Origin of the sequence: Paenibacillus sp. FSL K6-1096 (genome assembly GCF_037977055.1) — a bacterium.
Lineage (GTDB): Bacteria > Bacillota > Bacilli > Paenibacillales > Paenibacillaceae > Paenibacillus_AQ.
In genome coordinates this window covers 6,185,177-6,200,882 of sequence record NZ_CP150274.1, presented here as the reverse complement: position 1 = coordinate 6,200,882, position 15,706 = coordinate 6,185,177, and the positions used below count along the sequence as shown (strand labels likewise).

Sequence of the window (15,706 nt, the reverse complement as noted above, 5' to 3'; positions counted from 1 at the left end):
GCATGAAGTCACATGTCCGCACATTGCAGATCGCTTTCACTTATATTGGCACGATTGTTGGCGCCGGATTCGCCACCGGCCAGGAAATCCTCCGTTTTTTCACCAGATACGGGCACTGGGCCCTGCTGACGATTCTGTTCTCTGCCATCCTGTTCATATGGCTCGGCACCAAAATGATGCTCATCGCCCGGCGGATCACTGCGGACTCCTTCGAGGATTTCAACCGCCATCTGTTCGGTGCGCGGACCGGGTCCGCCATCAGCCTGTTCACCATGATTATTCTGATCGGGGTCAACAGCATTATGCTCGCAGGGGCGGGAGCTATCTTTAAGGAGCATCTCGGCCTGCCCTACCAGTTAGGACTGCTCCTGACGATAATGGGCTCTTATGTACTGCTGAGACGCGGCATCTCCGGCATCCTGCAGCTTAACAGCCTGGTGGTGCCTCTGATGCTTACGCTGTCCCTGATTCTTGTCTTCAATACAGTGGGCGTGCCGGGGGCCGAGCGCTTCCTGTTCCTGCCGACGGATCACACCGCCTTCACCGCCTGGATGTCTCCGCTGCTCTATACTTCCTTCAACCTCGGCATGGCCCAGGCGGTGCTGGTTCCGCTGGCCCGGCATACCGATGATGAGCGCGCGCTGATCCGCGGCGGCATTCTGGGCGGAGCCGGCATCGGCTTCATGCTGCTGGCGGCCCATTTCGCCATGAGCTCGCAAATGCCGGGCATTCTGCAATATGAGATCCCGATGGGCAGCATCGCTTTCCGGCTTGGTCCTACCGTGCAGATGATTTTCCTGGTGCTGATCTTCATGGAGATCTTCAGCACCTTCATCGCCGGAATCTACGGAGTCAGCGTACAGCTGCAGCAGCGCCTCCCGGTGGCTCCGGTCCTGGTCTCCCCGCTGCTGATGCTGATCTGCTATGTGGTCAGCCAATTCGGCTTCAGCTCATTGCTGGGGACCTTCTACCCGATCTTCGGCGCCCTGTGTATGGTCTGGGTGGTCATGCTGCTGCGCACGCCCGTATCTGCGCCGCCTGGGCACGGCAAACCGCCCGCAGGAGGCGCAGGCGGCAAGAAGCACGGAATTACAATCGTCAGTGTGAAGCCGGTGATCCGGACTACACGGAAATAATATCAGCCGCCGGAAGAATATTCGCCACGGCCTCCGCCACATGCCGGTGGCAGGTCATCATGACGATCTGCCGGGTTGCCGACAGCTCACCCAGCAGGGCAAGCGCGGCGCGCAGCCGGTGTTCGTCGAAGTTGACGAACAGGTCATCGAAGAACAGCGGCAGCTTCACCTTGCTGCCCATCGTCTCGGCCAGAGCCAGACGGATCGCCAGATATAGCTGCTCCGCCGTCCCCCGGCTGAGCAGACCGCTGTCCAGCAGTCCGGCATCCTTATGCTCGGCCTTCAGCTCCTTGTGGCCCAGAGTCATGACGATCCGGCGGTATTCCCCATGGGTCAGCTTGGCAAAATAAACAGAAGCCAGCTGCAGTACCTGCGGCTGCTTCTCCTGCTCATAGATCCGCCGCGTCCGTCCGATCAGCTCCGCCGCCAGCGCAGTTACCGCATACTGCCCGGCCAGCTGGCGCAGCGCCGCCCGCTGCTCCTCCAGCTGCTGGAGCGCCATGTCCTCCCTGCAGCGTTCAGCCAGCTCTTCCCGCTCCTGAAGCAGCTTGCCGCGCTGCTGGAGCAGGGCGCTGCGTTCTTCCTCAAGATCGGCCGCCGCTTCTTCTGCGGCAAGATGCTCCTGGGCCAGCCCGCGGGCATCGTGATGCGCAAGCAAGTCCAGCAGCTCCGCTCTGCCCTGCTCCTCCCATCCGCCGAACATCGCCAGCTCCCACTGGCGGATAGACCGCGTCAGTTCAGCCCGCCTCAGCCAGGCGGCAGAACGGCGCAGGAAGTCTTCGCCATCCTCCGCACCGCCCTCCTCCAGCAGCTTAACCGAGCGTTCGTTCCAGTCCGCTTGTTCTCTGCGGGCCGCTGCAAGCTCCTCCCGGACCTCTGCCAGCCGCGCCTCCATGCTCTCCCTGCGAAGCAGCTCCGCCTTCAGCTCCTCCCACTCCCGCTTGCGCAGCGCAAGCCGCGTTAGGAGAGATTCGGAGGAATCGGCTGAAACGGCGTTTGCGGGATTAGCCGGGACGGCGGAGGAAATTGCTGAAACGGCGTTTGCGGGATCAGCTGGGACGGCGGAGGAATCGGCTGAAACGGCGTTTGCGGGATTAGCCGGAACGGCGGAGGAAATTGCTGAAACGGCGTTTGCGGGATCAGGCAGAGGCACGGGGGAATCGGCTACCGGTTGGCTTAGCCTTCCGTTGGAATCAGCCGCGTCCGCTGAAACTTCCTGTTCCGCCCGGGCAGCCTCAGCCTCTGCCAGCAGCTTCATGCCTTCCTGCTCATAGGCGGTGCATTCCGCCTCCAGCCCGCGCAGCCGCTGCGTCCATTTGCTCTCCTGGCGCAGCAGCTCATGGCCTTGCTCAGCCAGCGCGAAAAGATCCGGCAGGCTGTCCGGCGACAGCCCTTCAGGCAGTCCCCGCCCGCGCAGCCATTCTTCGTAACGCGCGGCCAGCTCCGTGAAGCCGGCTTCCGCCTGCTCCATCTCCCCGGCCAGCACCCGCTCCTGCCCGGTCAGCACAGCTAGTGCGGTCCGGCAGCTCTCAACCTCGGCGCTGCTCCGCTCCAGGCGCTGACGCCAGGCGTTCCAGCCCTCCATCAGGCGGCGCAGCTCCTTCATGCCCGCCTCCAGCCCGCCGGCGTCAGGGCTGGCCGCCCGGCCCCCGCTCTCCCGCTCCGCGCCGGAGAGCAGCAGCCCGCGCAGCCGCAGCATCTCCGCTGCGGCCTTGCCCGCTTCCCCGCCGCTTGGCGCAGGCGGCGGGGCCTGGTCCGCCCCTGCGGCGCGCAGGGCGGACCACAGCCACAGGTCCGCGGCGGCCAGCAGGCCGAGCGCGGACCATACGCTGACCGGCGGCGCACCGGTCAGCCACAGCGCAGGAGGCAGCAGCAGCGTCAGCGCTGCGCCCGCCTGCAGGAGGCGCCGGTAGCGTGCCGCCCGGCGCTGGTCCCCGCCGGGGCGGCTGCCCCCGGCGGTATCACTGCGGCGCGGGGCTGACGCGCCGCCTCCCGTGCCGAGCAGCGCCTCGCGCCACCGCTCGGCAGCCTGCTGCAGCTCGTCCCACAGCTGCAGCAGTTCACGCGGGCTTCGCGGCGCCAGGCCCGCGAAGTCCGCTTCGCCGCTTGCGTGCTCACGCGCAAGCTGGCGCTCCGCCGCCTGCAGCGCAGCATCGGCGGCGGCGGCACGCGCGCGGAGGCTCAGCAGCTCCGCGCCCCGGGTCTCCATTTGCCGGTCATACCCGGCAAAAGAAGCCGCATAGCGGCGCGCGGCCTCCCGGTCCGCCGCCGCTGCGGTGAAGCCGGCCAGCTTCGCACGGTTCCAGCCGGCGCCGATGCCGCGCAGGACGCGCTCCAGCTGCCCATGCAGCGCTGCCAGCTCCGCCTGGATCTGCTGCCGCTCGGCACGCTTGTCCTCATAGCTGCTCCGCCTGCGATCCAGCGCTTCAAGCAGCGGTCCCTGCTGCATCAGCAAGGGGTCCGGCGGATTCGCGGACAGCCCGGCTTCCAGCTCCGCCTGCAGCCGTTCCAAGCGGAACACCGTGCTCTGCAGGCTGTGCCGCTCCGCTTCCAGCGCCCTCCAGCGTTCCGCACCATTCTCGGGGAACGCCGGGATCACCGGCAGCTCCTTAAGCTCCAGCCGGCCTTCAGACCACTTCAGCCACAGCTCCCGGATCTCCTGCGCCTTGCGCAGCTTCGAGAGCCTCGCTGCGGCAAGCTCACCCGCTGCCTTCATCTGCGACAGCTTCTGCTCCACCGTCTCCAGCGCCAGCGTATTCGCATTATAGCGGGGCAGGTAGGAGCGGCTCTCCGCGACCTCACCCTCCAGCTTCTCGATCGATTGCAGAATTCTGGCGGCCTCCTGCACCCTGCCGCGCGGCTTGTAGAGCTTCTCCGCCTCCTGCTGCAGGCGCTTCTCGGCCCGCATAATCTCTCCGCCGCCGCCCATGCCGGCATGGAACAGATAGCTGCTCATCTCCCCGGACTGCAGCGCCCCCAGCTCCTGCAGCTCGTCCAGGGAGACGGCAAACAGCTGGCGGAACATGCCGGCGGAGAGCCCGCCCAGCAGACGGCGTTCCAACTCCGCCTGATTCAGCTCCTCCGCCTTGCCATCCGCATGGCTGACCGCGATATGCAGCTTCTCCACCCGGCCCGGCCCCTCACCGCCCGAAGCATACCGGCGGATCGTCCATAGTGCACCGTTATCATCACGGGCCGTTAGCACCCCGCCATGGGTTCCCCCTTGCAGCGGCTCATACCGCTCGGCAGAATTCGCTCTGCCGGGAATACCATACAGCATGGCCCGGATGAACTGCAGGGTCGTACTCTTTCCGGCCTCATTGCGCCCGAACAGCACGGTCACCCCTTCATTCAGCTCAAGCTCCCGCCGGGCCAGACGGCCATACCCGCCGATCCGTACCGCTTCAATCTTCATCCGGCGTCCCCCCGCTCCAGCCGGCGGTTCTCTCCGGCCGCTATATCGTCAATCACCGGCGGTGTACCCGGCATTGCTCTCTCTTGGCTGCCCTCCGGTTCCTCCATTCCGCTAAGCAGCGTAATGCCCAGCTCTGCTGCTGCTCTCAGCCACTCCAGCTTCTCCCCGCTGCCGGTTGCCGCGAGCAGGCGGCGCAGCTCCTGGTTCTCCAGCAGCGGCCGCAGGGCTGCTGACATCAGCCCGTCCAGCTCATCGGCGTTCTCCATAGACCGTCCGGCCAGCCGCAGCAGTTCGCCCAGGAAGCTGTCCTCCAGCAGCAGGCGTTCCCGGTCAACCGCAAGCCCGGTCTCGACTGAGAAGCCCTCTGTCCAGACCAGACCCGCATACTCCTTACGCGCTGCGCGGACCGCTTCCCGCCGCTGCAGCTCGGAGAGCAGATCGTCTGCAGCCCCCTTCTCCGCCAGCACCTTATGTACGTCGCCCCGCCCGGTCAGACGGAACCGGACCACCGACATCAGCTGCGGAGTACTCTCGCGGATCTCTTCCACCGCAAGTTCTACAGCCCTCGTCCATGCCGCTTCATCGGCCAGCCCGTCAATGGGCAGCTCACAGACCTGCCACCGGATACCATCCAGCTCGTGGAAGTGAAGCGCCACCGCACCATCCTCATTGACATCTGCGATATAACAGCCTTTGGCCCCGGTCTCCTTAATGCTTCTTCCTTGAATATTGCCCGGATAGACGACCGGGGGCTGCTCATGCAGAATACTGCGCTTGTGGATATGTCCGAGTGCCCAGTAATCAAAGCCTCTGCCGATGAGATCCCTGCGGGTACAGGGCGAGTACGTCTCATGCTGGAGATCCCCGTCCACATTCCCGTGCAGCATCGCGATATGGAACAATTGGCTTCCCGGCTGGCGGCTGAAGGTCAAGGCTGTATTCTCCGTCACCTTCGCGGTCGGATAGGAGATGCCGCTGACCACAGCCACCTCCTGCCCGTCTGATCTGCGGCGGGCCATGCCGAATCCCGGCCCGCTGCCGCCGAACACTGTAACATGCTCAGGCGGCGCGGAGGCTAAGCGCGGCCCGTCCAGCGGATCATGATTGCCGTGGATCACGAACACCTGAATCCCTTGGCTTCCCAGCTCCTCCAGTGCCTCGCGGAAACGGAGCTGAGCCTGGAGCGAGGCATCCGCGACATCATAGACATCACCGCTGATGACGACAAAATCAACCTGCTGCGCTATAGCTACGCCAACAAGCCGCCCGAGGGCGGCGAAGGTGGACTCCCGGAGATAGGAGCGTATATCCTGCGGAAGATGGGCAAGCCCGGCAAACCGGCTGTCCAGATGCAGATCCGCAGCATGAAGGAAACGAAACGGAATCACCCTGCTCACCCCTTCACTCCCGGCTGAAACTGCAGGTAGGTCTTCTTCAGCTCATTCGCCACCCGGGTCAGCGAGTAGCTGCTTTTGGCTTTGTCCCAAGCGGAGCGCGACAGCTCATAGCGGTAGCCGGGATCACTGATAACCTTCTCCAGCGCATCCGCCAGCGCCAGCTCATCATCGGGATTGACCAGCAGCCCGTTCACCCCGTCCTCAATCTGCTCGGGAATACCGCCGACATTGGTCCCGACCAGCGCCAGGCAGCTGAGAGCCGCCTCCGCGAATACCGACCCGAACGCTTCGGCCCGCGAAGGCAGGACAAAGATATCGAAGAAGGGCATGAATTCCTCAGGATGCAGCGTATATCCGTAAAAAATCGTCTCATTATAGATGCCCAGCTCCTGCGCCAGCCGCTCCAGCTCTCCGCGGCTCGGTCCGTCGCCGATGATATGCAGCACATATTCATGGCCCCGCTTTTTCAGCTCAGCACAGGATTTGAAAAGAGTATCCAGGCCTTTGGCCGGCACCAGACGGGTGACCGTCACCAGCTGCGGAATGTCATTCTCGTGGGGCACCGGCTTGAATCTTTTCTCATCGAAGCCGTTGGGAATTACGCCGACGTCGGCCGGACGGTCAATATAAGGGACCAGGTAATCGGCAAAAGCCCGCGACACCGTCATCAGACGGTCGCTCACCAGCTCCAGCTCGCGGTAGATGGAGACCAGGAACTGATGCTCCAGCCCCCCTTCGCGGATCACCCCGTTCAGAATTAATTCGCGTTCATAGCTGGAATGCAGCGTCTGAATTAAGGGAATGTCAGGATAGATATTCTTCATGGCCAGCCCCGCAATCGGATGATGGGCATGGATCAGATCATAATTTTTGCTCATGCGCAGCTTGGTCCACCAGATGTAATCCCGGTAGGTCTGAATGTATTTTTGCACAACCGGACTTTCGCCGTACGGTGTCCAGTCGAAGGTCTTGAAGACGATGTCCTCCCGGCCCTTTCCCCGGATGCGCTTGGGCAGCCAGAACAAATCCATCTCCCAGCGGCTGGACCGGAAGCGCTCCTGGAGATAAGGAACCATAGAAGATACACCACCGGGCTGCTCCGGCGGGAAGAATAGCGCTTGCAGCAAGTTCATAAGGTACATCTCCCTTTACAATTGCCCCGTTTACGGTGAAGCCCGGCAATTATGATATAGTTGTATATATGTACGATTACAGATGCAGGTTCAGGTACGCTAAGGTTCCATACCTTAATTTTATCGGTATCCGCCAGAAACAGCAACCGGCATGACAGTTTTACTTATCTTGAATTTCTAGCCAGAGGAGAATGTTGTATGAATGAAGAACGGCTGCCTGCCGCTTACACCGCACAGATCAGAGAGATGCTGGGAGAGACGGCGGACGCTTTTCTGCACAGCTATGAGGCAAGGCGGACCCAGGGTCTGCGGTTCAATACTTTAAAAAGCCTTACGGGGCCCGGACGCAGCGCAGCGGACCAAGCCATTACACAATTCAGCCTGACGCCGGTGCCCTGGTGCCCGGACGGCTTCTACCACGAAGAGCCTGCCCGGCCGGGAAGGCATCCTTATCATGCCGCCGGACTATATTATATTCAGGAGCCCTCCGCAATGTCCGCAGCAGAATTGCTTCAGCCGCTTCCCGGAGAGACGGTGCTCGATCTCGCCGCCGCTCCCGGCGGCAAGACGACCCATATTGCCGCGCTGATGCAGGGGCAGGGGCTGCTGGTCTCCAACGAAATTCACCCGGAACGGGCCAAGATTCTGGCAGAAAATGTAGAACGCCTCGGCCTCGCCAACACCCTGGTCACCTCGGCAAGCCCGGGGGAGCTCTCAGCCAGATTCCCGGAAGTCTTCGACCGCATTATGCTGGATGCCCCCTGCTCCGGGGAAGGCATGTTCCGCAAAGACCCTGCGGCAGTAGACGAATGGTCGCCGAAGCATGTAGAGATGTGTGCATCCAGACAGTGGGATATTCTCCAGGATGCGTATCTGATGCTGAAGCCGGGCGGCAGCATGGTCTATTCGACCTGTACCTTCAACCGCCGGGAGAACGAGGAGACGATCCAGCGCTTTACCCTGGAGTACCCCGATATGGAGCTGATCGCCACGAAGCGGCTGTGGCCGCATTTGGAGAAGGGCGAAGGGCACTTCGTAGCTCTGCTGCAGAAGGCGGCGTCCGGGGAAGGGGGCGCTTCCGATCCGCGCCGGGGGCGCAGCAAACGCGGACGCAGCAGCGGCCCGAAGACCAGCGCCCAGCTCCGCGAGGCTTACCAGCAGTTCACCAGCTGGGCGGCGGCGGAGCTTCCCGGATTGGCAGCTGAGGGCGTGCCGCTGCTCTTCGGGGAGTCCCTGTATCTGCTGCCTGAGGCCTTCCAGGACCGGCTGCATACCGGGCTGCTTGACGGCCTCCGGGTTCCCCGGGCCGGACTCCATATTGCCCAGCTCAAAAAAAACCGGATCGAGCCCGCCCACGCCCTCGCCATGGCCCTCCGGCCGGACCAGGCTGCGCGAACCTATGACATGCCTGCGGACGGGCCGGACATTCAGAACTGGCTGCGCGGCGGGAGCCTGCCTGTCCCGGCCAGCCTGCACGGCTGGACACTGGTCACTGTGGACGGCTTGCCTGTAGGCTGGGGCAAAGCCAGCTCCGGCCAGCTTAAGAACCATCTGCCCAAAGGCCTGCGGATCAGAGTTGCCCATATTGACGAGGTTTAGGCTGCTGACCAGTTCACGAATCCTTCATAAGCATATGATGTCATTATCCCATGGAGGTCCGCCGGACTTAAGCGGCGGCAGGTGGGAACAGACATGAATCGAGGGAGGAATCAGACATGGGTGCAGGTGTAGGCTTCACTTCGACCGGTGCGATCTTGGTACTTTTCATATTGCTCGTCATCATTTCCCGTTCGCTGTTTGTCTAATTCCGCTTTAGCAACACACACGGGCATCTTGCGGCCTGCTCCCCATCCGGGGGGCCGGCCGCTTTTTCACTATTTCAGAAGCTTCGCACGCGAAAAAACGATCACATTCGGCGTGACGGAGGCGTGCGGACTCAATGCTCCGAATGTAGTTGAAAAACCGATCACATTCAGCGTGGCGGAGGCGTGCGAACCCAATGTAGTCGAAAAACCGATCACATTCGGCGGTGTGTGGGCGTGCGGACCAAATGTAATCGAAAAAACGATCACATTCGGCGTGACGGAGGCGCGCGAACCCAATGTAATCGAAAAAACGATCACATTGTACAGCCGCACTTCAAGCAGAGTAAGCCTTACCTGTTAAGGTAGTTTGCACCTGTTACAACACAAAAAAGCATACCCCGGAGGCCATAGGCCCCGAGCTATGCTTCATAATTATGCCCCTATCTTCAGCTTCCACTCTATGCTCAATATATCTATGTTTTATACTTTTACTCCATCCCTTATGCCCCATCCCTCAGCCCGCAATCAGGACAGGCAATACTTCACCAGCGCATCGCGCACACCGTTCCCGTTATTGGTGCCGGTGACGGCATCTGCCGCAGCTTTGACCTCCAGCGGGGAATTGTCCATCGCTACCCCAAGCCCGGCGTAAGTCAGCATGGAAATATCATTATAATAATTGCCGATGGACAGCACCTGCTCCTGCGGGATGCCCAGCTCTGTGGCCAGATGCTTCAGGGCGTTGCCCTTGGAGGCTTCCGGGTGCATGAAGTCCACGAAGAACTCCCCGCTGCGCAGAATGTTGTATTGCTCTCCCCAGGTCGCCCACTCGCGCTGGGCTTCATCCAGAATATCCGCCTTGGAGAATACGGTGAACTTCACAATCGGCTCACGGAAATCCTCCCACGCCGGCAGCGTCACCGGCATAATGCGGAAATGCTCATACATGAAGTGCGCTTCCTCGGTCAGATTCTCCACATTGTCCACATACATATCAAATGCCGTATTCACATCGAAATGAATCCCGTGCTTGCGGCAATAATCAATATACGGGTCGAGACCTCTCGCGTCCAGCCCGTACTGATGCAGCACCTTACGGTCCTGGACACTGACCGTGGCCGCCCCATTGTGGCCCAGCACATAACCGGACAAGCCCATCTCTTCCATGAACGGAATCGAATTCTGCGGGCTGCGTCCTGTGCATAATACGATTTGCCCGCCCTGGCGTGTAACCTCGGCCACCGCCGCTTTGTTCTCTTCACTTAACTGATGATCGTCATTCAATAGCGTCCCGTCTACATCCAATGCTATCAGTCTGAATTTCATACCCCACCGTCCTTCTCTCTGTATCATACTCTCAGATGATCCCCTATAATCAGTCGTATCCGCCTACTCAACGCTACTGCCTTGCAGCAGCTCCAGCTCCCTGGCGGTCAGCTCGCGGCAAGCCCCCTGCGGCAGGCTCTCGTCCAGCTTAAGTCCGCCCATCGCCACCCGCTTCAGGAACACCACCTTCTTCCCGACAGCCAGGAACATCCGCTTCACCTGATGGAACTTCCCTTCCGTGATGGTGAGTGAGATATATGACAGTACCTGGCGGCCCCGCTCCCGGCTCAGAATGCGCAGCTCTGCGGGCAGCGTGACATAGCCGTCCTCCAGCTTCACTCCCGCGGCAAAAGCAGCCACATCCGCCGCATCCACCTCACCCTCGACGGTAGCCTCGTAGGTCTTGGGCACATGCTTACGCGGGGACAGCAGCTCATGGGCCAGCTGGCCGTCATTCGTCAGCAATAGCAGCCCGACCGTATCCTTATCCAGCCGGCCCACCGGGAACGGCTCGAACAGCGCGTGCTCCTGCTTCAGCAGATCCAGCACCGTCCGGTCCCGCTTATCCTCCGTTGCCGACAGAACGCCCGGCGGCTTGTTCAGCATCAGGTAGATATGCTCCCGGTAGAGGACCGGCTCACCGCCCACTTCAATCCTGTCCTGCACCGGATCAACATGCGCCCCGCTGTCCTTAACGACAGCACCGTTCACAGTAATTAACCCTTGCTTAGCCTGCTTGCGGATCTCGCTGCGGGAGCCGACTCCCATATGGGACAGCACCTTATCCAGGCGCTGCTTCTTATTCTCTTGTCCTGCGGTACTCATAACTTAAGTCCACCTCCAGCCTGCGGGATATTCATTCTTCAGCATCCCGTCCTGCCATTTGCCCCAGCCCGCACTGAAGCCGTCAATGCAGACGAGCGTATAACCCTTGGCGGAATGTCCGTCCTTAATGGACAGGCGTTCCAGCGGGAGCGATAACGTCTCCCCCTTCAGGTAGGAGACGGCTTCACCACTGGTGCTGGACAGGGACACAGAGCGGCTGCATTCAGCAGGCTGCAGGGCAGTCGCCAGCGGATGGCCGGGAACGAACCGTCCGCTCTTCAGCTGTCCGATGTACCAGCCGGGACGAATGGTCTTCAGTCCATTCAGCGCTTCCCGGGGCAGCGGGGAGAGATACAGATGATCCCCGAACCATACCGGATATCCGGGCGGCTGCGTCCCCAGCAGCTCCTGAATGAAGTCCGCATAGACCGCGAACGCTGTTGCTTCCCCGCCCCCGCCGGTTCGCTGTGACGGCGAACCTGGACCCGTTCCGGCTCTGCCAGAGCCAGAGCCGGAGCCGTGTCCAGATCCGCGTCCTCCTTTGCCTCCCCGGCCGTGATCCGCCCTGCCGGGAGCTGTCTTACCGGGAAAGTCTGTTTTGGCTGACTTGCTGCGGGGCGAGACAGACAAACTTCTCTCTCGCAGGTCATTTCGTACCTCTACATTCTCTGCTGCCCCTGTCTCATAAGTCTCTGCCTCTCTTTCCGCTCCTGCACTTCCAACATGGCGCAGCACCGCCATGAAATGCCCTTCTCCCTTGACCTTATGCGGCCACAGCCGGGCAGCCCCTGTAAGCGGGGCAAGCCCGGCGGCGAACGGTCCGGTTCCGCCTACGGGAACGAGCGTGAACTGCGGATGGCTGGCCAGGAATCCGGCCACCAGCTCCTCGTCCTCCTCGGGCGCGAAGGTGCACGTCGAGTAGACCATCGTTCCGCCCGGCTTCAGCGCCGTGGCGGCCGTCTGCAGAATCTCCCGCTGCATCTCCGCATATTTGTCCGGGGTTTCCGGCTCCCACTGTCTGACCATATCCTCGTCCTTGCGGAACATGCCTTCGCCCGAACATGGCGCATCGATCAGAATCCGGTCGAAGAACCGGGGGAAGGCCGCTGCAATCCGTTCCGGGCTCTCATTCAGAACGATGCCGTTACGCACGCCGTACAGCTCCAGATTCTTGGCGAGCGCCTTCGTCCGCTCGGGATGCAGGTCGTTGGTCACCAGCAGGCCTTCGCCTTGCAGCTTAGCGGCAATCTGCGTAGACTTGCCGCCCGGTGCTGCGCATAGATCAAGCACGCGGTCCCCCGGCTGAACGTCCAGCAGCTCAACCGGGGCCATGGCGCTCGGCTCCTGAATATAGTACAGCCCGGCATGATAATACGGATGCTTGCCGGGCCGGGCCCCTTCCCCGGTGTAGAACCCGGACGGGCACCAGGGAATCGGCTCAAGCTCAAACGGGATGCGCTGCTGAAGCTCGTCTACCGTAATTTTTAACGTGTTGGCTCGGATGCCGCCGTAGGGATGCTGCTTATAAGTCTCAACAAATTGCTCATATTCGGGTCCCAGCAGTTCCTTCATGCGTTCCATGAATACTCCGGGCAGTTGTGCCGCCATATATCGTCCCCCTGCTCAAATGAAGGAACACCCCTGCGGGTGCTCCTGTTGTTCACTAATAGATTGCTTTCCCTCTAATGCCTGGCCTGGTCCGGCCGCTGCGGTCCGCGCCGCTGGGGAACATTCGGCGGAAGAGACTGCGCGGCCGCAAGAATCTCCTCCTCCAGTCCGGGGTCTGTGATGCGGATCGTCAGATCATAATAGGCAAACGGCTGAAGGTCATAGCCTTCAAGCCGCTCAGCGTATTCCGCCGCCTCCCGGGCCAGCTTCGCCAAATCGATGCCCAGCGTATCCGCCGGATACCGGCCCAGCACTTCACCGGACTGCATCAGCATGATCCGGCCGCCGCGTACATTACCATTACGGAAATGATACAGCCCCACCGCCACCTGCAGCAGCGCCTTGTAGAGCGGATCACGGTCCAGCTTCAGCCATAATTCCTCAAGCACTTCGTGGCACTCAAAATAATCCCGGTCCCGGTTAAAATAAATGAGGTACGCCACATACAGCGGCTCATAAGCCATCCGGCTCGCTGCCCTTCTTCGCCTTCGAGAGCAGCTCGCGCACATGGTCCAGCAGCTCTTTCATCGCATCCATATCCTGTGCCTGCCAGATCGCATTGAACCGCTCCTGGCTCTCGATCGCCTCATTGACCAGATGATAGAAGTACAGCTGGTGGATCGCCTTCAGCAATTGCGTGGTCATATTCGAGTTCTCCTCGAAGGTCTTCTGGGCATCCAGAATCTCATCGCGGATACTCGACATCTCACTGTCCAGAATCGCCGCCGCTTCAGCCGCCGTCTTCAGCCGCAGCCGCATTTCATCCGGCAGGCTCTCGCGGTATTTATAGTTCAGCGAATGCTCGATGGTAGCCCAGAAGTTCATGGCCAGAGTACGGATCTGGATTTCAGCCAATACAATCTTTTGGCCGAGCGCGGTCTGCACCGGGTATCTGATAATCATATGGAAGCTGCGGTAGCCGCTCTCCTTATAATTGGTGATGTAGTCCTTCTCATACAGCACTTCAAGGTCCTTGCGGGCGCGGATATATTCCGCCACTCTGCGGATATCCTCCACGAACTGGCACATAATGCGGATGCCGGCGATGTCCTCTATGCCCGTCTCCAGGTCCTCCATCTTCACGTTCAGGCGTTTGGCCTTTTCGAGTATGCTCGACAGCCGCTTTACACGTCCGGTGACGAACTCAATCGGAGTATATTCTTCCCTTTTTTTCAGTTCCGAGCGCATCGTTTTAAATTTGACCTTCAGTTCCTCCACCGTTTGTTCATAAGGAAGCAGAAAAGTTCCCCAATCTCTCACGTCCATCGCCTTGTCCTCCTGTCCATTCATCCTTCAATGATGATCAGCGCCCACCGCTTCCAGGAGATGACGGAAGCCGTCCCGCCGCAGCAGCTGCCGTAATCCGGCATGAATTCTGCGGTTAACCTCCGGCCCTTCATAGATGAGTGCTGTATAAATTTCGACCAGGCTGGCGCCGGCCCGTATTTTGTCATAAGCCTCCTGGGCTGTAAAAATACCGCCAGACCCGATAATCGGCAGCTTGCCGCCGGTCTGTCTGTAGATGCTGCGGATAATCTCCGTCGAACGCTCGCGCAGCGGCTGGCCGCTCAGTCCGCCCGTCTCCCCGGCCTTATCGCTCTGCAGCCCTTCACGGGAGAGGGTCGTATTGGTCGCAATAATGCCGTCCATGCCGGCTTCCGTAATGGTATGTACCATATATTCCAGCTCGGCGTCACTGACATCGGGGGCAATCTTGACCAGCAGCCCCTTCGCCACGCCGGTCTTCTCACGCTGCAGTCCCATTTCTTCCTTCACCTGAGCCAGCAGATGGGCAAGCTCGCTGCCATGCTGGAGGCTGCGGAGGTCCGGGGTATTGGGCGAGCTGATATTGACCACAAAAAAATCACCGTACGGATATAGCGTACGGATACACTGGCGGTAATCCTCATGCGCCAATTCATTGGGAGTCACCTTGTTGCGCCCGATATTGACCGCAACCGGGATTCTGCGCTTCTTCAGCTTCTTCAGCCGCTGCGCCATCGCCTCGGCGCCTTCATTATTGAAGCCCATCCGGTTGATGAGCGCCTTGTCCGGCAGCAGCCGGAACAGCCGGGGGCTGTCATTGCCGGGCTGGCCGACCGGTGTCACCGTACCGACTTCCATGAAGCCGAAGCCGATGGAAGAGAAGCCGCCAACCGCTGCGGCGTTCTTATCAAGCCCGGCCGCCAGGCCGACCGGTGTAGGGAAATGCACCCCGAACAGGTCAACGGCCAGGTCCGCCGTCTCAGGTACACCATACATCAGGCGCATGGCCGCGCTTCCGCCGGGAACCAGGTCCGCCTTATTTAGTCCGCTTATGACGAGATGGTGCGCTGTCTCCGGGTCCATTTTGAAGAAAATTGGTTTGCCTAAATGCCGATACAGCACCATTCTCACTCCTTCAAGGGAAGCACAATTCACATAACGACTCCCGTAGCTATAGGTTTCTTTTTAATTTTATCCGTTTCCGGGGGAAAAGAAAAGTTTTTTGGCGATTACAGATTGCCTGTAATTTCGATACCGTCCGCATGCTCAAGCTGATGCCTTGCCCAGTCTGTGAATTGCTGTACGAACCTCCGCAGCTCAGAATCTGCTCCCCCCAGCTGGTCCAGTTCAGCCAGAACCGCTCCCCACCGGCCCTTGGGAATCGGATTCTCCCAGCACGGGTCCAGGGCATCCAGCTCTTCTCCGGTTACAGGATCTCTGAAAGGGAAGGCTCTGCTGACGGCAGGACGGATGTACACGAAGTCCTCGTCATAGATGAACAGCATCTCTTCCGGCTTACCTCCGCTCTTTGCTTCATTCAAATACAGCGGCGAGAAGGTGAAGCCAATATTCCGCTGCGGGCCATCATACCTGTAGCGGAGCACCGGAACCGCACTTTTAGATTTTCTGGACATAAGAATCGCTTCCCTTCCATGTTATGTATTCCATTCCCCCGGCATGCGGGAGATTGCTGCTAGACTTGTCTTTTCATCCAGACTAAAATAGAGATGCGTGC

Annotated in this window: 13 protein-coding genes; 3 read left to right on the top strand and 10 right to left on the bottom strand. The window is 60.3% G+C overall.

Annotation, left to right across the window (positions count from 1 at the left end; all coding sequences use genetic code 11):
• The first annotated feature begins 2 nt into the window (after nt 1–2).
• Nucleotides 3–1,136, top strand: coding sequence for a hypothetical protein (locus tag MHI24_RS27230; protein WP_340022666.1), 1,134 nt, complete (start codon nt 3–5; stop codon nt 1,134–1,136).
• On the opposite strand, the gene MHI24_RS27225 is transcribed toward MHI24_RS27230, so the two are convergent.
• From MHI24_RS27225 to MHI24_RS27215, 3 genes are read right to left on the bottom strand one after another with little or no spacing between them, the layout of a single operon-like run.
• The gene (locus tag MHI24_RS27225; RefSeq protein WP_340022665.1) at nt 1,123–4,551 is read right to left on the bottom strand and encodes an AAA family ATPase; all 3,429 of its coding nucleotides are present in this window, start codon (nt 4,549–4,551) and stop codon (nt 1,123–1,125) included. The genes MHI24_RS27230 and MHI24_RS27225 overlap by 14 nt on opposite strands.
• The gene (locus tag MHI24_RS27220; RefSeq protein ID WP_340022664.1) at nt 4,548–5,939 is read right to left on the bottom strand and encodes a DNA repair exonuclease; all 1,392 of its coding nucleotides are present in this window, start codon (nt 5,937–5,939) and stop codon (nt 4,548–4,550) included. Before MHI24_RS27220 ends, MHI24_RS27225 begins: the two co-directional genes overlap by 4 nt.
• 5 nt (nt 5,940–5,944) lie before the next feature.
• On the bottom strand, nt 5,945–7,081 hold the full coding sequence (locus tag MHI24_RS27215; protein WP_340022663.1) for a glycosyltransferase family 4 protein: 1,137 nt from the start codon (nt 7,079–7,081) through the stop codon (nt 5,945–5,947).
• Nucleotides 7,082–7,279: 198 nt separating this feature from the next.
• On the opposite strand from MHI24_RS27215, the gene MHI24_RS27210 reads away from it, so the two are divergent.
• Nucleotides 7,280–8,680, top strand: a complete 1,401-nt coding sequence (locus MHI24_RS27210) for an RsmF rRNA methyltransferase first C-terminal domain-containing protein (protein WP_340022662.1) — start codon at nt 7,280–7,282, stop codon at nt 8,678–8,680.
• A gap of 116 nt (nt 8,681–8,796) precedes the next feature.
• Complete coding sequence (locus MHI24_RS27205) at nt 8,797–8,886, top strand: sporulation protein YjcZ (RefSeq protein WP_143803672.1); 90 nt, start codon at nt 8,797–8,799, stop codon at nt 8,884–8,886.
• A gap of 525 nt (nt 8,887–9,411) precedes the next feature.
• Here MHI24_RS27205 and MHI24_RS27200 read toward each other — a convergent pair.
• The 7 genes from MHI24_RS27200 to MHI24_RS27170 form a co-directional block, all read right to left on the bottom strand.
• Nucleotides 9,412–10,212, bottom strand: a complete 801-nt coding sequence (locus tag MHI24_RS27200) for a Cof-type HAD-IIB family hydrolase (protein WP_340022661.1) — start codon at nt 10,210–10,212, stop codon at nt 9,412–9,414.
• Between the two features lie 63 nt (nt 10,213–10,275).
• Nucleotides 10,276–11,037 (bottom strand): pseudouridine synthase, encoded by a 762-nt coding sequence (locus MHI24_RS27195; RefSeq protein WP_340022660.1) that lies wholly within the window; start codon nt 11,035–11,037, stop codon nt 10,276–10,278.
• Between the two features lie 3 nt (nt 11,038–11,040).
• On the bottom strand, nt 11,041–12,645 hold the full coding sequence (locus MHI24_RS27190) for an RsmB/NOP family class I SAM-dependent RNA methyltransferase (protein WP_340022659.1): 1,605 nt from the start codon (nt 12,643–12,645) through the stop codon (nt 11,041–11,043).
• Between the two features lie 74 nt (nt 12,646–12,719).
• A complete protein-coding gene (locus MHI24_RS27185; protein WP_340022658.1) occupies nt 12,720–13,169 on the bottom strand; it encodes a DUF309 domain-containing protein in 450 nt (149 codons plus the stop codon).
• Nucleotides 13,159–13,971, bottom strand: coding sequence for a GTP pyrophosphokinase family protein (locus MHI24_RS27180; RefSeq protein ID WP_238649374.1), 813 nt, complete (start codon nt 13,969–13,971; stop codon nt 13,159–13,161). Before MHI24_RS27180 ends, MHI24_RS27185 begins: the two co-directional genes overlap by 11 nt.
• Nucleotides 13,972–13,998: 27 nt before the next feature.
• Nucleotides 13,999–15,093 (bottom strand): quinone-dependent dihydroorotate dehydrogenase, encoded by a 1,095-nt coding sequence (locus MHI24_RS27175; protein WP_340026812.1) that lies wholly within the window; start codon nt 15,091–15,093, stop codon nt 13,999–14,001.
• A gap of 107 nt (nt 15,094–15,200) precedes the next feature.
• On the bottom strand, nt 15,201–15,605 hold the full coding sequence (locus MHI24_RS27170) for a hypothetical protein (RefSeq protein ID WP_340022657.1): 405 nt from the start codon (nt 15,603–15,605) through the stop codon (nt 15,201–15,203).
• Between the last annotated feature and the right edge of the window lie 101 nt (nt 15,606–15,706).

Coding starts and splice junctions, on each gene's coding strand:
- MHI24_RS27200 (WP_340022661.1), bottom strand. CDS start 10,212: ATGAAATTCAGACTGATAGCATTGGATGTAGACGGGACGCTATTGAAT.
- MHI24_RS27215 (WP_340022663.1), bottom strand. CDS start 7,081: ATGAACTTGCTGCAAGCGCTATTCTTCCCGCCGGAGCAGCCCGGTGGT.
- MHI24_RS27170 (WP_340022657.1), bottom strand. CDS start 15,605: ATGTCCAGAAAATCTAAAAGTGCGGTTCCGGTGCTCCGCTACAGGTAT.
- MHI24_RS27180 (WP_238649374.1), bottom strand. CDS start 13,971: ATGGACGTGAGAGATTGGGGAACTTTTCTGCTTCCTTATGAACAAACG.
- MHI24_RS27195 (WP_340022660.1), bottom strand. CDS start 11,037: ATGAGTACCGCAGGACAAGAGAATAAGAAGCAGCGCCTGGATAAGGTG.
- MHI24_RS27225 (WP_340022665.1), bottom strand. CDS start 4,551: ATGAAGATTGAAGCGGTACGGATCGGCGGGTATGGCCGTCTGGCCCGG.
- MHI24_RS27190 (WP_340022659.1), bottom strand. CDS start 12,645: ATGGCGGCACAACTGCCCGGAGTATTCATGGAACGCATGAAGGAACTG.
- MHI24_RS27230 (WP_340022666.1), top strand. CDS start 3: ATGAAGTCACATGTCCGCACATTGCAGATCGCTTTCACTTATATTGGC.
- MHI24_RS27185 (WP_340022658.1), bottom strand. CDS start 13,169: ATGGCTTATGAGCCGCTGTATGTGGCGTACCTCATTTATTTTAACCGG.
- MHI24_RS27205 (WP_143803672.1), top strand. CDS start 8,797: ATGGGTGCAGGTGTAGGCTTCACTTCGACCGGTGCGATCTTGGTACTT.
- MHI24_RS27210 (WP_340022662.1), top strand. CDS start 7,280: ATGAATGAAGAACGGCTGCCTGCCGCTTACACCGCACAGATCAGAGAG.